This window comes from Pseudoalteromonas sp. SaAl2 (genome assembly GCF_052947895.1).
On the sequence record NZ_CM129605.1, the window covers coordinates 736,057 to 751,948 of the forward strand.

Genomic DNA, 15,892 nt, shown 5'->3' on the forward strand with positions numbered 1-15,892 from the left:
AGTGTAAAAATTGGCAAATTAAGCTATAATTTAACCAATCAGAGTGTCGGAGTCTGTTATGAAAATTCAATCACCAAACACTAGTTTACTTAGTCAAACTCAACAAACGTCCAATAAGCTTGCTGAGCAACTTGCTACAGGTAAAAAAGTTAATTCTGCAGCAGACGATGCGGCGGCATTACAGATTATTGACCGTTTAACCTCACAACAAGATGGTTATGGCCAAGCTGTGCGAAATGCTTACGATGGTATTTCATACGCTCAAGTCACTGAGTCAAGTTTATCCGGTGTTAATGATGCGGTATCGCGTATTCGTGAGCTTTCAATTCAAGCAGGCAACGGAGCTCTCAGTGATAGTGACCGTGCAGCATTGCAAGAAGAAGTAGTGCAGTTACAAAGTCAAATTACCGAGACGTTTGAAAACGCAAACTTTGCAGGTAAACCTTTATTTGATAGTCAATCTGTGTCGTTTCAAGTAGGGCCTGATGCCAATACCACACAAACAACCATGCCTTCGGATGGTAGCTTTGCAACAGTAATCTCAACCATCGATATCTCTACACAAGCTGGGGCACAAGCCGCAATTGATATTAGCGACCAAGCAGCGGACGAAATTAACGCCCAACGTGCAGAGCTTGGGGCTTTTCAAAATACCTTAGCGAGTACTATTAAGGGGCTAGGGACGCAGCAAGAAAATATTGCAGCAAGCCAAAGTCGTATTGACGATACTGATTATGCTCAGGCTATATCTCAACAGATATCTAATGATATTTTGTCCCAAGCATCCATTGCACTGCGCGGTCAAGCAAATCAATCTGCTGAGTCAATACTGGGTTTATTATAAACTTTGCGTTTTATAAGTAATTCATAAGTATTACTTATAGTTACCCCGTGGCAGTTTTTTGGCAATGATGTCAAAAAACTGTCGCTTAGTGCTTGCATCCCTCTCAAACTCGCTTACAATTTAAATACTAATAGCTTGTTGTAACTGTGGTTCGCTGACAAATGATCTTGATTCTAGATAATAATAATAATCGTGCGATTGGTTTACATGCTTCACTGACATTTATTGGTGAAGCTGTTTTAAGCCTAGAAGAGGAAAACTTCGAACAAGAGTGCAATAAGTACCAACAGCAAGAATGCATGGTTATCTTAGGAGCGTTACAAGAGTTTGATCATGAAAGCTTAATTAAGCGCTATCCTGCTGTTCCTTTTTTATTGATTGGCGAGACCTTAAAATCACTGCTGAGCATTGCTAATGTAGTGGGGTTGATTTCTGAGCCATTTAATCATGATGTCACCACTCAACTTTTGCATGATTGCCAGCAATATCAACGCATGTTGCCAAGCGATCACAAACACCAGAAGCCACATAAGTCGTTTGACGGGTTAGTTGGTGAAACAGAAGCAGTTAAAGATGTACGCTTTTTAATTGAGCAAGTAGCTAAAACTGATGCAAATGTGCTTATTTTAGGTGAATCTGGCACGGGGAAAGAAGTGGTTGCTCGCAATGTACATTTATTATCTAAACGTAATTCAGGGCCATTTGTACCAGTAAACTGCGGTGCAATCCCCGGTGAGTTATTAGAAAGTGAATTGTTTGGGCATGAAAAAGGCGCTTTTACAGGAGCTATTTCAGCCCGTAAAGGCCGTTTCGAACTTGCTCAAAGTGGTACGCTGTTTTTAGATGAAATCGGCGATATGCCCCTGCAAATGCAGGTAAAACTTCTACGCGTGTTACAAGAGCGCAGCTACGAACGTGTTGGTGGTACGAAAGCGATACAAGCTGATGTACGTATTATTGCTGCGACTCACCGAAACCTTGAAGATATGATTGAGCAAGGCTCATTTCGCGAAGATTTATATTATCGTTTAAATGTTTTCCCTATCGAAAACCCATCTCTTTCACAGCGTGCTGATGATATACCGCTTTTGCTAAAAGAATTAATGCGCCGTGTAAATGAGCAAAGTGGTACTACAGCCAAGTTTACCGAACGAGCAATTGAAAGCCTAAAAGAACACGCATGGCCGGGTAATATTCGTGAGCTTGCAAATCTAGTCGAACGTATGGTTATTATGTTTCCTGAGAAGGTCGTTGATGTGCCAGATCTTCCTGCAAAATATCGTTATATTGAAGTTGATGCCTATGAGCCTCAATACCCTGAAGAGCTGATGGAACGTGACGCGTTTAATGATATTTTTAGTACGGGCTTTAGTGATTATGATGAAGAGCCTGAGGTTGAGATAGCTGCGTCTGATTCTGGGTTATTACCTGACGAAGGTATTGAATTAAAAGACTACTTAGCTGAGCTTGAAATAAGCCTTATTACCCAAGCACTAGAGCGTTATGATTACGTGGTTGCTCGCGCCGCTGAGATACTAGGGGTAAGACGTACAACCCTTGTTGAAAAAATGAAAAAATATAACCTATCACGAGATTAATTTGAACTCGGAGCTATGTGTGGTGGATCAATCGTTTAAAGATTTATTACACAATGAGAAGACAATGAGGGTAAATGAGAAGAAAAAATGCCACGGGCTTCGAGCGACGAGCTTCAAATACCCTAAAATCTAATACCTTTATTTTTACCTCATAAGCCTAGCTCCTAAACCGAGTATTTTTCAATAATCTCTGCTTTACGAAAACAATTATTACTGTGGTCGTTAACCATACCGCATGCCTGCATGTGCGCGTAAACAGTGGTTGGGCCTAAAAATTTAAAGTCGCGTTTTTTTAAATCCTTAGCGAAAGCCGTTGATGCTTCAGTAATGGCGGGGTAGTCACTTAATTCATTTAAATTACTGACTTGTGGCTGGTTGTCGACAAATTGCCATTGGTAATTGCTAAAACTACCAAACTCTTGTTGAATTTCTAAAAAAGCGCTTTGCATTGTTGATTGTTGCACTGATTTTTAGCCGGTTACGCACAATACCCTCATCGAGCATTAAGCGCTCTATATCGGCTTCACTAAATGAGGCTACGGTTTTAACATCAAAATTTGCAAACGCACGACGATAGCCTTCACGCTTTTTTAAAATGGTGTACCAGCTTAATCCAGCTTGGGCGGATTCGAGCGTTATAAACTCAAATAATTTTTGATCGTCATATAAAGGTACGCCCCATTCTTCATCGTGATAGGCGACATAATCTGGCTTTGATGTATCTAGCCATGGACAGCGGCACAGCTTTTTTTTAGTCATTGTGTGTTTTCCTTGTGTCAGTTTATTGTCGCGCTATTTTTACGCTAAGTTAATGAATTTGGTGAATATAATTTTGGTATAGATCGTGCATTTATCACCATAGAGAACCTTTTAGAGAGTTAACTATGGCACTTGCAAATGTCTTAAAACCACAATTTATCACAGCTAATCAATATAACCCATGCCTGCAACAAGAAGAGTATGTAGGGGAGTTGAGTGAGCTTCGTCAACAAGCGAGTTGGTTAAGTCATTTGGTCGACACTATGCCTGCTGGCGTTATTGTACTTGACGGCCGTGGCATGATTGCTAAGGCTAATCAAATTGCCATTGATATGTTAGGTGAGCCGTTAGAAGGTGAAAAGTGGTTCAGCATTATTCAGCGATCATTTCGTCCTCAGCAAGATGATGGTCATGAAGTCTCTTTAAAAGATGGTCGATTAATCAAGTTAGATATTACAGCGTTAGCGCCAGAGCCTGGCCAGTTAATATTGATGACGGACTTAACTGAAACGCGGCGCTTACAAACGCGTGTTGCCCACATGCAGCGTTTGAGTGCATTGGGTAAAATGGTAGCGTCATTAGCACATCAAGTTAGAACACCGTTATCTGCTGCTATGTTATACGCGGCTAATTTGGGCTCTAAACGTTTACCTGAAACTTCTCGTGGTAATTTTCATACTAAGCTCATGTCGCGCTTGAAAGATCTTGAAACACAAGTAAACGATATGCTGCTGTTTGCAAAAAGCGGTGACCAGCAAGTTGTAGAGCAAGTCTCTATGCAGCAATTGCTAAGTGAAGTCAAAGCTGGCTCAGATGCCATGGTTGCACTTAATAATAGTGAACCTGAGGTTAATTTACCGGAGCCTGATATTGCTATTATGGGTAATAAAACGGCCTTAGCCAGTGCGATTCAAAATTTAATTCATAACAGCATTCAGGTAATTGGCTCAGGTGCGTTAGTGAAAGTAAATGCAGTGAGAGATACCCAATCTGAAAGTCATGTGCGTATCAGTGTATGCGATAACGGGCCTGGGGTTGATATGAGTCAAGCTGAAAAACTTTTTGAACCTTTCTTTACCACTAAAAGCCAGGGTACAGGCCTTGGCTTAGCCGTTGTTAGCTCCGTAGCGAGTGCTCACCAAGGGCGAGTTGAAGTGGCTAACAATACACAAGGCGGCGCATGCTTTAGCATTTTACTGCCTATATGTACTGAACCTAAACCGGTGGAGGCATTATGAGTAATAACACTATTTTAGTTGTTGAAGATGACGCAGGTCTTCGCGAAGCGCTGATTGATACATTAGAAATGTCGGGTATTGCATGTGTTGCAGCCGACAGTGCTGAGCAAGCAATGTTGCTACTAAAAAAAGATAATTTCTCGCTAGTGGTTAGTGATGTTCAAATGGGGGTGATGAGCGGGCTCGATTTATTACGCAGCATTAATTTAAACTACCCTGATTTACCTGTACTCATGATGACGGCATACGCCACTATCGATGATGCAGTTGAAGCCATGCGTTTGGGGGCTATTGATTACATGGCAAAACCATTTGCACCTGAAGTGCTATTAAATATGGTCAGTCGCTATTTGCCAGAGCCGGAAAAAAGAAACTGATGGCCCAATTGTCGCCGATCCATCAAGTATCCAATTATTAGAGCTTGCCAGCAAAGTGGCAAAATCTGATGCCAGCGTAATGGTGTTAGGCCCAAGTGGCTCAGGTAAAGAGGTGCTGGCTCGTTATATTCATGATAAGTCAGAGCGCTCAAGTGAACCGTTTGTAGCAATTAATTGTGCGGCAATACCAGAAAACATGCTTGAAGCCACTTTATTCGGTTATGAAAAAGGTGCGTTTACCGGGGCTATTCAGGCTTGCCCTGGTAAGTTTGAGCAAGCCCAAGGCGGTACTATATTATTGGATGAAATTACCGAGATGGATTTGAGCTTACAAGCTAAATTACTACGTGTACTGCAAGAGCGTGAAGTTGAGCGCTTAGGTGGACGTAAAACAATTAAGCTTGATGTACGCGTACTTGCAACCAGTAACCGAGACTTAAAAGAGGCTGTAAGTGAGCACCAGTTTAGAGAAGACTTATATTATAGACTCAATGTATTCCCCTTAATGTGGCGGCCTTTATGTGAGCGCCCAGGTGATATTGTAGTACTCGCCAATCACTTAATTGAGCGACATTTAGCTAAGAGCAAAGAGTCAATTGCCCGCCTTAGTGAGCAAGCACAACAAAAGTTACTCTCTCATGCATGGCCGGGTAATGTTCGAGAACCTCGATAATGTGATCCAACGAGCGTTAATTTTACGCCAAGGTGATGTAATAGATGAAAGCGCCATTTTTATTGAAAATCTAACAGCGACTGCTTTCGCAGGTAAAACCGCTACTACCAGTCAAGCTTATTATGATGCAGTCACGCCAACTATTGCAGCAAAAACAGAGCCGACAGAACCGATGACTGAATTACCAAGTTTAGACTCTGGCACATATAAAGATGAGCTAAAAGATAAAGAGCATCGCATTATTCTTGAAACACTCACTCGCTGCCAAGGTAAGCGTAAAGACGTAGCCGAAACTTTGGGGATCAGTCCTCGAACTCTACGATATAAGCTAGCACAAATGCGCGACTTAGGAATTGCATTACCAGCTTAACCCCTCAATGAGCTCCATTATATAGTAACGCTCAGCACTGCTGAGCGTTACTATGTCAAAACCCTGACACGTCCAATGCTGTCTAAGTTGTTGAATTTAAATGTTGTATTTTATGGCATGGTTTGTGCTTTATTAGGTTATTAGTAAAGTGCATCGTCAGAGATAATTATGAAAATTCAAAATAGTGCGTTATTCCAAGAAATGCAGTCAATGGCTTTAGAAGCTGGCCGTAGTAACACAAGTAATGTGATCCCAACGCAAGCTCAACCTACTTCGTCTGCACAATTTGGTGACTTATTAACTAACGCTCTCGACACCGTTAATAATCATCAACAAGAAGCAAAACAAAAAGTAACGGCTTTAGAAATGGGAGATCGCAGTGTATCGCTTGCTGAAGTGATGATTGCATCGCAAAAATCATCAGTTGCTTTTGAGGCGACAGTTCAAGTTCGTAATAAGCTTGTTGAGTCTTATAAAGAAATCATGAACATGCCTGTTTAATTAGGTAGTGGAGAATTATTGTGGCGCAATCTAATCAATCAACCGACTTAGCATTAGCTGGTGGCGGTATCGACCAAGCTGATAATGACGATCAACAAGAGCAAAAATCAGGCTACTTAAGCGCATTAAATGGTGTTGATGTATTGCGCCAAGTGACTTTGATCATCGCCCTAGCTATCTGTCTAGCTATCGCAATTTTTGTGATTATTTGGGCTCGTCAGCCAGATATGCGCCCGCTGGGTAAAATGCCGACAGAAGAGTTAATTCAAACCCTTGATTTTTTAGATGCGCAAAAGATTGAATATGAGCTGGATGGCAATGTCATTTCAGTTGCAGAGGGTGAATATCAGAATATTAAACTGCTTATGACCCGTGAAGGGTTAGATCAAGCGCCGAGCTCTGGCACTGATATTATAATGCAAGATATGGGCTTTGGTGTAAGTCAGCGTTTAGAGCGTGAACGCTTAAAGCATGGCCGTGAGCAGCAGTTAGCGCGTACTATTGAAGAATTAAAAAACGTCACCCGTGCTAAAGTATTACTCGCTATTCCAAAAGAAAATGTATTTGCTCGTCGTGAAAAAAGAACCTTCTGCTACAGTGGTTTTAACACTCAAGCGCGGCAGAATGCTTGATAGTGAAGAAGTTGACTCAATTGTTGATATTATTGCCTCCGCGGTGCAGGGCCTATCACCAGCACGAGTCACAGTGACTGACCAAAATGGCCGTTTACTTAATTCAGGTTCGCAAAGCTCATTAGCGGCACGTTCTCGTAAAGAATATGATATTGAACGTAAGCGTGAGCAAGAGTATCTACAAAAAATTGACAGCATCTTAATGCCAGTAGTTGGTATGGGCAATTATACTGCGCAAGTTGATTTAAGCATGGACTTTAGTGCAGTTGAAGAAACGCAAAAGCGTTATAACCCAGATTTACCTGCGGTTCGTAGTGAAACAACATTTGAAGAGAATAACATTGGTGGTCTTGCGGTTGGTATTCCTGGTGCATTGACAAACCAACCACCAGTCAACTCTGATATTCCTGAAATTGCGGGGCAAGGAGGAACGGGTACAGGTACATCTCCGAGCAGAAGTCATAAAGAAGCTACCCGTAACTATGAGCTAGATACTACAATTTCACATAAGCGTCAGCAAACAGGTGTTATTCGCCGTATCAGTGTGTCAGTTGCGGTGGATTACTTGCCCACTGTGGGTGAAAATGGTGAAACCACTATGGTACCGCGCTCAGTTGAAGCACTGTCAAATATCCGTCGCTTATTACAAGGTGGGGTTGGCTTTGATTTACAGCGTGGTGATGCATTAGAAGTCGTTACGGTTCCTTTTGTTCGTGAGCAATTAGACGTGTTAGAAGAAGTACCACTTTGGGAGCAAAGCTGGTTCATGAAGGTTGTTCGTTTAGTACTCGGCGCATTAGTTATTATCGTATTGATTATGGCTGTGGTTAAACCTATGCTGAAACGTTTAATTTACCCAGACGACACACTTGAAGAATATGATGATGATGCACTAAGCTCAGGCGTTGATATTGGCGATAACACGCTAGATATGCTAAATAAAGATTTTGATTCTGCTTCGGTTGGCTTCTCAAGTGATGGTACACTGCAACTACCAGACTTACATGGCGACGAAGACTTACTTAAAGCCGTTCGTGCCTTAGTTGCGAATGAACCAGAACTATCCTCACAGGTTGTGAAAGCGTGGTTAACCGAAGATGACTGATCAAGACTTAGAACAAAAACAACTGCCAGCAGCATTCGATGTTGATAAATTAGACGGCGTAGATAAAGCAGCAATTTTATTGTTGAGCTTGTCGGAAGAAGACGCAGCGCAAATTTTAAAACACCTTGAACCTAAGCAGGTGCAAAAAGTGGGCATGGCGATGGCGGCAATAGATGATTTATCACAAGCCAAAATAAGTGCAGTTCACAACTTGTTTATTGAACAAATACAAAGCTTTAGTACTATTGGTTTCCAATCTGAAGACTTTATTAAAAAGGCGCTTACCGCAGCGCTGGGTGAAGATAAAGCTGCCAGCCTAATTGATCAAATAGTTATGGGATCAGGCGCGAAAGGTTTGGATTCATTAAAATGGATGGACTCAAAACAAGTTGCCAATATTATTCGTAACGAGCATCCACAAATACAAACCATTGTTTTATCGTATTTAGAGCCAGAGCAATCAGCTGAAATATTAGCGCAGTTCCCTGAAAAGGTACGTTTAGATTTAACCATGCGGATAGCCAACCTTGAAGAAGTTCAACCAGCGGCATTGCAAGAGCTTAATGAGATCATGGAAAAACAATTCGCAGGTCAAGCGGGTGCACAAGCTGCTAAAATGGGCGGCCTAAAAGCTGCTGCAGACATAATGAATTACCTAGATACTAATATTGAAGGTCAGCTAATGGACTCTATCCGTGAGCATGATGAAGAGATGTCGCAACAAATTCAAGACTTGATGTTTGTATTTGAAAACCTAATGGACGTTGAAGACAGAGGTATTCAAGCTATCTTACGTGAAGTGCAGCAAGATGTACTGATGAAAGCGATTAAAGGTACGGACGAAGCATTAAAAGATAAAATATTGGGTAATATGTCAAAACGTGCTGCAGACATGCTTGCAGATGACTTAGAGGCCATGGCGCCAGTTCGAATCAGTGAAGTAGAGGCGGCACAAAAAGAAATATTATCAACAGCGCGACGTTTAGCTGACTCAGGCGAAATTATGCTTGGCGGCGGCGGCGGTGAGGAGTTCTTGTAAACCATGAATAAACCTCGCTCAACTCAAGGTAGGCCACTGCATGCAAATGAAGCGGTTGATGAGTTATTAGAAAACTGGCCTATTCCCGATGTTACTCAAGATACCCGACAGTACGATGGTCGTTCGACAGCATTTGGAACACCACTTGCGGAGCTTTATAAAAAAGAAGTTGAAGAGACAGTTGATGAACCTGAAGCCGAAGAAGAACTGCCAAACTTAACCATGGCTGAGCTTGAGCGAATTCGCCAAGATGCTTATGAAGAAGGCTTAAAGCAAGGTCATGAGCAAGGTTATATCGATGGCTTTGAAAAAGGTGTATCAGAGGGCAAAGAAGCAGGCTACAAAGAAGGTGTAGAGCTGGGTAAAACACAAGGTCATGAAGAGGTTAAGCCATTAATTGAAGAGCAGTTAACGGGCTTAAAAACACTGTTTGATAGCTTAACAGCGCCCCTTGATAAAGTTGACGAAGATGCGGAAAAACAATTAATTCAACTTGCTGTTATGCTGGCTGAGGCGTTGATCTACCAAGAAGTTAAAACCTCTCCTGAGATTTTATTGCATAGCTTAAAACACGCTATTGATGCACTAGGGGAGCAACAACACAGTGTGCGTATTCATCTAAACCCTGACGATATCGAATTAGTTAAAAGTAGCTATGGTGAAGAAGCACTATCGCAAAGCAATTGGCAACTTGTGCCTGAGCCAACCTTAGAGCGTGGTGGTTGCCAAGTTAAAACCTCTCAATCATCCATTGATATGACCATGAAAACCCGCGTCAAAGAAACGTTGGATAGTTTTTTTGCATAGTAGTGGTATCTAACCCAATAATTGGTTTGCAATGAGTTCTCAACTTCGGCCATTAAGCGAACGCTTACAAGACTACCAAAAACATATTCATAGCCCAACACCCGCTGTAGCGGGTATTCTCACACGTGTTGTGGGCCTTACTCTGGAAGCTAAAGGGCTTAGAGCACCGGTGGGCAGCCAATGTAAAATTGAAACTATGCATGGATTTGTTGATGCTGAAATTGTTGGATTTAACGACCAAACCCTCTACTTAATGCCTAATGATCATATATCAGGGGTGTTGCCAGGTGCACGGGTTATACCGCAAGTGAATGAAACCGGTTTGCCGGTTGGTATGTGTTTGCTGGGGCGCGTCGTTGATGGTTTAGGGCGCCCATTAGATGGCTTAGGACCAATAAACGCAGAGCACCATTTAAAATTTGCCCAAAATACTATAAACCCTCTTTCTCGTAGACCAATAAGTCAACCTATGGACGTTGGCGTACGTGCGATTAATTCAGTTATTACCGTAGGTCAAGGACAGCGAATGGGCTTGTTTGCCGGCTCTGGTGTGGGTAAATCTGTTTTACTTGGTATGATGACCCGAGGTTCAGAAGCCGATGTTATTGTTGTTGGTTTAGTGGGGGAGCGTGGCCGTGAAGTTAAAGAGTTTATCGAAGAGATTTTAGGTGTAGAAGGACGTAAACGATCCGTCGTGGTTGCAGCCCCAGCTGATGCCTCGCCGCTGATGCGCCTTAAAGGGTGCGAAAGTGCAGTGACTATTGCGGAGTATTTTCGTGATCAAGGTTTAAACGTTCTATTGTTACTGGACTCAGTGACGCGTTATGCCATGGCGCAACGTGAAATTGCGTTAGCAGTGGGTGAACCGCCAGCAACCAAAGGTTATCCGCCTTCAGTGTTTGCTAAACTGCCTGCATTAGTGGAGCGTGCAGGTAATGGTGGTGAAGGGCAAGGCTCAATAACCGCGTTTTTTACTGTGCTAAGTGAAGGGGATGATATGCAAGACCCTATAGCCGATGCTGCTCGTGCAATTTTAGATGGTCACATTGTGCTATCACGAGATTTAGCCGATAGTGGTCATTATCCTGCAATTGATATTGAAAAATCTATCTCGAGGGTTATGCCGCAAGTTGTTTCTGAGCCCCATATGCAGCAAGCGAGAGTATTAAAACAAGTGTATTCTATGTATCAACAAAATAAAGATATGATCACCTTAGGTGCCTACCAAAAGGGCACTGATCAAATGCTTGATCAGGCTATAAACATGATGCCAAGAGTAAACGCATTTTTGCAGCAAGGTATGAAAGATGTGATCAGTTATGATGACGGCTTACAAGGGCTTGCCCAATTATTAGGACAAGCATAATGGCAAAGAATAAACTCGATCTATTGCTGAAATTAGAAAAAGACAAAGAAGAGTCGTTGCGAATGAATTATTTGCAAGCGCAACAACATTTTCAAGCTAATCAGCAAAAGCTCCAAGGATTAAATGATTTTCGCATGGAATATACGCAGCAACTTCATTTAAAAGGTCAGTCTGGTTTGAGCAGCGCTGGGTTTAGTCAATATCATGCTTTTATCGCAAAAATAGAAGAAGCTATTCGTCAACAAGCGAGCACAGTTAATACAGCAAGACAAGTGGTAAGCCAACGACAAAGTTTGTGGTTAAAGCAGCAAATAAAGGCCAAAGCAGTTGCTAAGCTTATCGAAAAACAACAACAAAAAGCGAATGCACTGATTTTAAAAAATGAGCAAAAAATGCTTGATGAGTTTTCGTCTAATCAATTTTTTCAAAAACGCCAAGCTTTGTGATCTAATAACCATTTAGGCATATAAATTGCTTATTCATTTATGAAGTCTTTATATTGGCAAACTGCGGCGGCAAATTGCCACGTTTAATGTAGGTGAATTATGTCGATTAGCGAATTATCAGTACTCATATCAGCAGAGCCAGATGTTAAATTAGCTAACAAAGATCAGGTGCAGCAAAACAACACCAAAGATGGTCAGATCTCTGGTAGTGATTTTTTTACCCAATTGCAAAGTGCTAATAATGCTGTTGAAACACCAAATAAAAAATCAGCCGAGCAGCAAGACCCCGAAGAGGTCAAGTTAGATCAAGATGAAATAAAAAAAGAGCAAGATAAACCTGAAATATCAGGTGACGATATGCTTGCACAAATTAATGCTGCAAATAATTTAGATACCAGTGTAAAGACCACATCAACTGATAAACCGGCAACTTCTGTAATTGACCTATTAGATAAATATGCTCAAGAAAAACTAGATCCAGGTTTGGTTAAAGTAAATGCACCACGCCCTATTGATGCTGTAACCCCTATCATTGACCCGCCACTTGAAGATGACAGTCAAGATGCTGAGAGTAACTCTGTCAGCGATTTATTGGACAAGTACTCAAAAGAGAAGCTAGATCCTGAGTTGGTAAAAGTAAATGCACCACGCCCAATTGATACGGTCACCCCAATTATTGATTCACCACTTGAAGATGATAGCAGTGAGAAAAAACTAGCTGTAGTGAGTGATAAAACGGTTATTGCAGAAGCGATTGGCAAAGAGGTCAATGTTAAAGTTGACCCCGGTGATGCTGTGACCCCCATTGTTGATGAAATTCACTCAGGTCAAGAGGCTTCTAAATCGCTTGAAGGGAAGTTCGTTGGTACTGCAACTAATAGTGAGAATGAATCTGTTAAGACTGAGATGGCAAAATCATCGCATAATGGTGAAGCCAAAGTTTTAGCTGACGTTACATTGCCATCATCAACAGGTCAAAGTAAATTGGCTGAATTTGACGATGTTAGCAATCCAACAAAAGCAAGTAGTGTGGCGAATACAACTGAAAGCCCAGTGGTTGACAAAACTCTGACGCAAACGCCTGATGTAGTAAAAGTATTAAAAGAGGCCGTTACTGCAGCGCAAACGCAGGTTAACTCAGCAGCGGATAAACCCTCAGTAGTGACATCAGTGGTTGCTAAAAAGTCCAGACGTTACTCAAGCTGTTCAAACATTACTAAAAGCAGATGAAAGTACGTCACTGACGGATGATAAACTACTTGCAAGTTTAAGCACTGAGCAGCGTACACAATTACAAAAGCAAGTAGAAAGCTTGCCAGCCCAAGGGGCTACACCGCAAAAGTATCTCAGCATTAAAGCAGACCATTGCTCAATTTATAGTGAGTAACAATGATGCTGACCCAGCAATAAAAAATGTAACTGTAAATCCAACAATGGATACTATGCAATTAAGTGATGAAATAGCGAGCCTTTCAGTGCCAGAAAAGCAAGTGTTAGCTAAACAGTTAAATCAATTTATCGCGACTGAAAAACCACAAGGTGCCGTATTAAATCAAGTTAATGCTGCTTTGGCTGAACTTGAAAGCAAGCCAGTAACAAGGGTTAAAGAGCCACAACTAGATGCACAAGCGCCCATGCAAGCTGTAAATAATTCACCCGTTGAATCAAGTAAAGCGATGCCAATCCAAAGTGGTGCGGGCAGTGCATTGAGCCAAGAACAAGCCAATAAGCAGACTATTGTGCAAAATATTGCCAAAGAGCAAGTAATCGTTGATAAAGATAACGCAGAGGCATTAAGTTCTCGCGATACAGCAGTAACGCGAACAAATCAGTTGTTCGCTCAAATAACGACTGCAACGAATCAAATTACAAGCTCAGTAGTTACGGGGATGAATGAGGTTATTGAGCAGCGTTATCAGCAAGAATTTACTGATATGCAAGTGCTTAATGCGCAGCAAACAACCGCTACATCTCAGAGCAAACAAATAAATGTTGACCCTACTTTGCTACAGGCACTAAATATTGTTAAGAGTGATGCAGCTAAATTATTGCAAGAGCGCGTTAGTGCCTTATTAAATATTAATAATAAGGAAGCTGAAATTCGTTTAGATCCGCCAGAAATGGGCAGCATGCAAATTCGTATTCGCAGTGATGCGGAACAAGCACAAATAAACTTTGTGGTTCAAAACCAACAAGCAAAAGAGGCGCTTGAGCAATCAATGCCTAAATTACGTGAAATGCTTGCGGAGCAAGGCATAGAACTCGGAGAAAGTAGTATTCAGCAAGGTGATAGCCAAGAAAACATGGCTGAACAACAGCAGCAAAGTGCTCAAGGTCAACTTGCAAATAATGCTGAAAATGATGATGAATCGACAGATACTCAAGCATCTACTAACAATATCAAGCAACAATCTTCATCATCAATAGATTACTATGCCTAACACCTGCTATTATAATGATATAAAAATAAATAACTTGCTGGGTCATTAAGACGCAAAGGAATTATCATGGCTGAAGAAGCAAATTTAGAAATCGAAGATGGTGGAAAAAGTAAAAAAAAGCTTATTATCATAATCGCGGTGGTATTGCTTGTTATTGCGGGCGGCGCTGGTTATTTCTTCCTATCAGGCTCAGATGAACCTGCTGAAACTTTGGCTGATGAAACTGTTACTAGTGAAGAGGTGGACAATTCTGATTCAGCACAAATAGGTAGTGCTTTATATGTGGCTATGCCTAGGCCGTTTGTTTTTAATGTACCCGGTGCCAGCAGAGACCGTGTGGTGCAGATTAAAGTACAATTATTGGTCCGTGGTGACGTAAATGAAGAAATAGCTAAAAAGCATATACCACTTATTGAAGGTACAATATTAAGTGTATTTTCTACCACAACAGCCGATGAACTGGGTACCAGTGAAGGCAAAGAAACATTACGAGTGGCCGCGCTTGAGAAAGTACAAACAGCATTGAATGATGTTGAAGGCAGCAAAGTAATTGAGCGGGTACTATTTACCGGCTTTGTAATGCAATAAGGGGTCTGCGTGAGCGATTTATTATCCCAAGACGAAATTGATGCGCTATTACACGGTGTTGATGAAGTCGAAGAGGAAGATATACAAGACGGTGATGAAGGGGATGGTGGCAATACGCTACAATATGACTTCTCATCACAAGATCGTATTGTGCGCGGTAGAATGCCGACGCTGGAAATCGTTAATGAGCGATTTGCTCGCCATATGCGGATTAGTTTATTTAACATGATGCGCCGTACCGCCGAAGTATCCATCAACGGCGTGCAAATGATTAAGTTCGGCGAGTATATTCACACACTCTTTGTACCAACAAGTTTAAACATGGTGCGTTTTCGCCCATTAAAAGGCACAGGCTTAATCACCATGGAAGCACGCTTAGTGTTTATTTTGGTTGATAACTTCTTTGGTGGAGATGGTCGTTATCATGCCAAAATTGAAGGGCGTGAGTTTACCCCTACAGAGCGCCGTATAGTGCAAATGCTGTTGAAAATAATCTTTGAAGATTATAAAGAAGCATGGGCACCGGTGATGGATGTGTCTTTTGAATACCTCGATTCAGAGGTAAACCCTGCAATGGCAAACATCGTTAGCCCAACAGAAGTTGTGGTGATCAGTTCATTTCATATTGAACTTGATGGCGGTGGTGGCGATTTTCATATTGCCTTACCTTACTCTATGTTGGAACCTATTCGCGAGTTGCTTGATGCTGGTGTGCAATCTGACACCGAAGATACTGATTTACGTTGGAGTAAAGCATTACGTGATGAAATCATGGATGTAGAGGTTGAGCTTTCAACGCAATTATTAGAAGTGGACTTAAGCTTAGAACAAATTATGGAGCTTAAAGCCGGTGATATCATTCCAGTTGAGATGCCAGAGCATATAACTGTTTTTGTAGAAGAACTGCCTACATTTAGAGCTAAAATGGGCCGCTCACGGGATAATGTCGCACTGCAAATTAGTGAAAAAATTAAACGCCCTGAATCTGTCAAATCAGAATTACACGTCTTTACAAAAGGTGGTAAAAAACTCGATTCAGATGCAGAATTAGCAGAATTAGAAGACGATTTACACCTTTCTGAAGGTGTGGATTTAGACTGGTAAAGAT

11 protein-coding genes and 4 pseudogenes are annotated in these 15,892 nt (G+C 41.6%); 14 read left to right on the forward strand and 1 reads right to left on the reverse strand.

Annotated elements, in window-relative coordinates; genetic code table 11:
* Nucleotides 1–58 precede the first annotated feature (58 nt).
* Together ACU8V8_RS03450 and ACU8V8_RS03455 are read left to right on the forward strand one after the other, a co-directional pair.
* On the forward strand, nucleotides 59–844 hold the full coding sequence (locus tag ACU8V8_RS03450; protein WP_446888858.1) for a flagellin N-terminal helical domain-containing protein: 786 nt from the start codon (nucleotides 59–61) through the stop codon (nucleotides 842–844).
* A 161-nt stretch (nucleotides 845–1,005) separates the two neighbouring features.
* Complete coding sequence (locus ACU8V8_RS03455) at nucleotides 1,006–2,442, forward strand: sigma-54 dependent transcriptional regulator (protein ID WP_446888859.1); 1,437 nt, start codon at nucleotides 1,006–1,008, stop codon at nucleotides 2,440–2,442.
* A 164-nt stretch (nucleotides 2,443–2,606) separates the two neighbouring features.
* On the opposite strand, the pseudogene ACU8V8_RS03460 reads toward ACU8V8_RS03455, so the two are convergent.
* Nucleotides 2,607–3,201, reverse strand: a pseudogene (locus ACU8V8_RS03460) (DNA-3-methyladenine glycosylase I).
* 125 nt (nucleotides 3,202–3,326) lie between these two features.
* On the opposite strand from ACU8V8_RS03460, the gene ACU8V8_RS03465 reads away from it, so the two are divergent.
* The 12 genes and pseudogenes from ACU8V8_RS03465 (at nucleotide 3,327) to fliM (ending at nucleotide 15,888) form a co-directional block, all read left to right on the forward strand.
* The gene (locus ACU8V8_RS03465) at nucleotides 3,327–4,439 is read left to right on the forward strand and encodes a sensor histidine kinase (RefSeq protein WP_446888860.1); all 1,113 of its coding nucleotides are present in this window, start codon (nucleotides 3,327–3,329) and stop codon (nucleotides 4,437–4,439) included.
* Nucleotides 4,436–5,859 (forward strand): annotated as a pseudogene (locus ACU8V8_RS03470) (sigma-54-dependent transcriptional regulator). Before ACU8V8_RS03465 ends, ACU8V8_RS03470 begins: the two are co-directional and overlap by 4 nt.
* 168 nt (nucleotides 5,860–6,027) lie before the next feature.
* On the forward strand, nucleotides 6,028–6,360 hold the full coding sequence (gene fliE, locus ACU8V8_RS03475; RefSeq protein ID WP_256827082.1) for a flagellar hook-basal body complex protein FliE: 333 nt from the start codon (nucleotides 6,028–6,030) through the stop codon (nucleotides 6,358–6,360).
* 20 nt (nucleotides 6,361–6,380) lie between these two features.
* Nucleotides 6,381–8,097, forward strand: a pseudogene (fliF, locus tag ACU8V8_RS03480) (flagellar basal-body MS-ring/collar protein FliF).
* Nucleotides 8,090–9,136: a flagellar motor switch protein FliG gene (fliG, locus tag ACU8V8_RS03485; RefSeq protein WP_446888861.1), complete on the forward strand. Its 1,047-nt coding sequence runs from the start codon at nucleotides 8,090–8,092 to the stop codon at nucleotides 9,134–9,136. The pseudogene fliF and the gene fliG overlap by 8 nt, the downstream one beginning before the upstream one ends.
* A gap of 3 nt (nucleotides 9,137–9,139) precedes the next feature.
* A pseudogene (fliH, locus tag ACU8V8_RS03490) lies at nucleotides 9,140–9,956 on the forward strand (flagellar assembly protein FliH).
* Nucleotides 9,957–9,974: 18 nt separating this feature from the next.
* A complete protein-coding gene (gene fliI, locus ACU8V8_RS03495) occupies nucleotides 9,975–11,309 on the forward strand; it encodes a flagellar protein export ATPase FliI (RefSeq protein ID WP_446888862.1) in 1,335 nt (444 codons plus the stop codon).
* Nucleotides 11,309–11,755, forward strand: coding sequence for a flagellar export protein FliJ (fliJ, locus tag ACU8V8_RS03500; RefSeq protein ID WP_446888863.1), 447 nt, complete (start codon nucleotides 11,309–11,311; stop codon nucleotides 11,753–11,755). The genes fliI and fliJ overlap by 1 nt, the downstream gene beginning before the upstream one ends.
* Nucleotides 11,756–11,854: 99 nt before the next feature.
* A complete protein-coding gene (locus ACU8V8_RS03505; protein ID WP_446888864.1) occupies nucleotides 11,855–12,985 on the forward strand; it encodes a hypothetical protein in 1,131 nt (376 codons plus the stop codon).
* A gap of 149 nt (nucleotides 12,986–13,134) precedes the next feature.
* The gene (locus tag ACU8V8_RS03510; RefSeq protein ID WP_446888865.1) at nucleotides 13,135–14,196 is read left to right on the forward strand and encodes a flagellar hook-length control protein FliK; all 1,062 of its coding nucleotides are present in this window, start codon (nucleotides 13,135–13,137) and stop codon (nucleotides 14,194–14,196) included.
* Nucleotides 14,197–14,262: 66 nt separating this feature from the next.
* On the forward strand, nucleotides 14,263–14,784 hold the full coding sequence (gene fliL, locus ACU8V8_RS03515) for a flagellar basal body-associated protein FliL (RefSeq protein ID WP_446888866.1): 522 nt from the start codon (nucleotides 14,263–14,265) through the stop codon (nucleotides 14,782–14,784).
* 9 nt (nucleotides 14,785–14,793) lie between these two features.
* Nucleotides 14,794–15,888 (forward strand): flagellar motor switch protein FliM, encoded by a 1,095-nt coding sequence (gene fliM / locus ACU8V8_RS03520; protein WP_087530876.1) that lies wholly within the window; start codon nucleotides 14,794–14,796, stop codon nucleotides 15,886–15,888.
* Nucleotides 15,889–15,892 lie beyond the last annotated feature (4 nt).

What these genes read in the sequence shown, in the direction of transcription:
- fliG (WP_446888861.1), top strand. Translation starts at nt 8,090, where the DNA reads ATGACTGATCAAGACTTAGAACAAAAACAACTGCCAGCAGCATTCGAT.
- fliI (WP_446888862.1), top strand. Translation starts at nt 9,975, where the DNA reads ATGAGTTCTCAACTTCGGCCATTAAGCGAACGCTTACAAGACTACCAA.
- ACU8V8_RS03505 (WP_446888864.1), top strand. Translation starts at nt 11,855, where the DNA reads ATGTCGATTAGCGAATTATCAGTACTCATATCAGCAGAGCCAGATGTT.
- fliJ (WP_446888863.1), top strand. Translation starts at nt 11,309, where the DNA reads ATGGCAAAGAATAAACTCGATCTATTGCTGAAATTAGAAAAAGACAAA.
- ACU8V8_RS03455 (WP_446888859.1), top strand. Translation starts at nt 1,006, where the DNA reads ATGATCTTGATTCTAGATAATAATAATAATCGTGCGATTGGTTTACAT.
- ACU8V8_RS03465 (WP_446888860.1), top strand. Translation starts at nt 3,327, where the DNA reads ATGGCACTTGCAAATGTCTTAAAACCACAATTTATCACAGCTAATCAA.
- fliE (WP_256827082.1), top strand. Translation starts at nt 6,028, where the DNA reads ATGAAAATTCAAAATAGTGCGTTATTCCAAGAAATGCAGTCAATGGCT.
- ACU8V8_RS03450 (WP_446888858.1), top strand. Translation starts at nt 59, where the DNA reads ATGAAAATTCAATCACCAAACACTAGTTTACTTAGTCAAACTCAACAA.
- fliL (WP_446888866.1), top strand. Translation starts at nt 14,263, where the DNA reads ATGGCTGAAGAAGCAAATTTAGAAATCGAAGATGGTGGAAAAAGTAAA.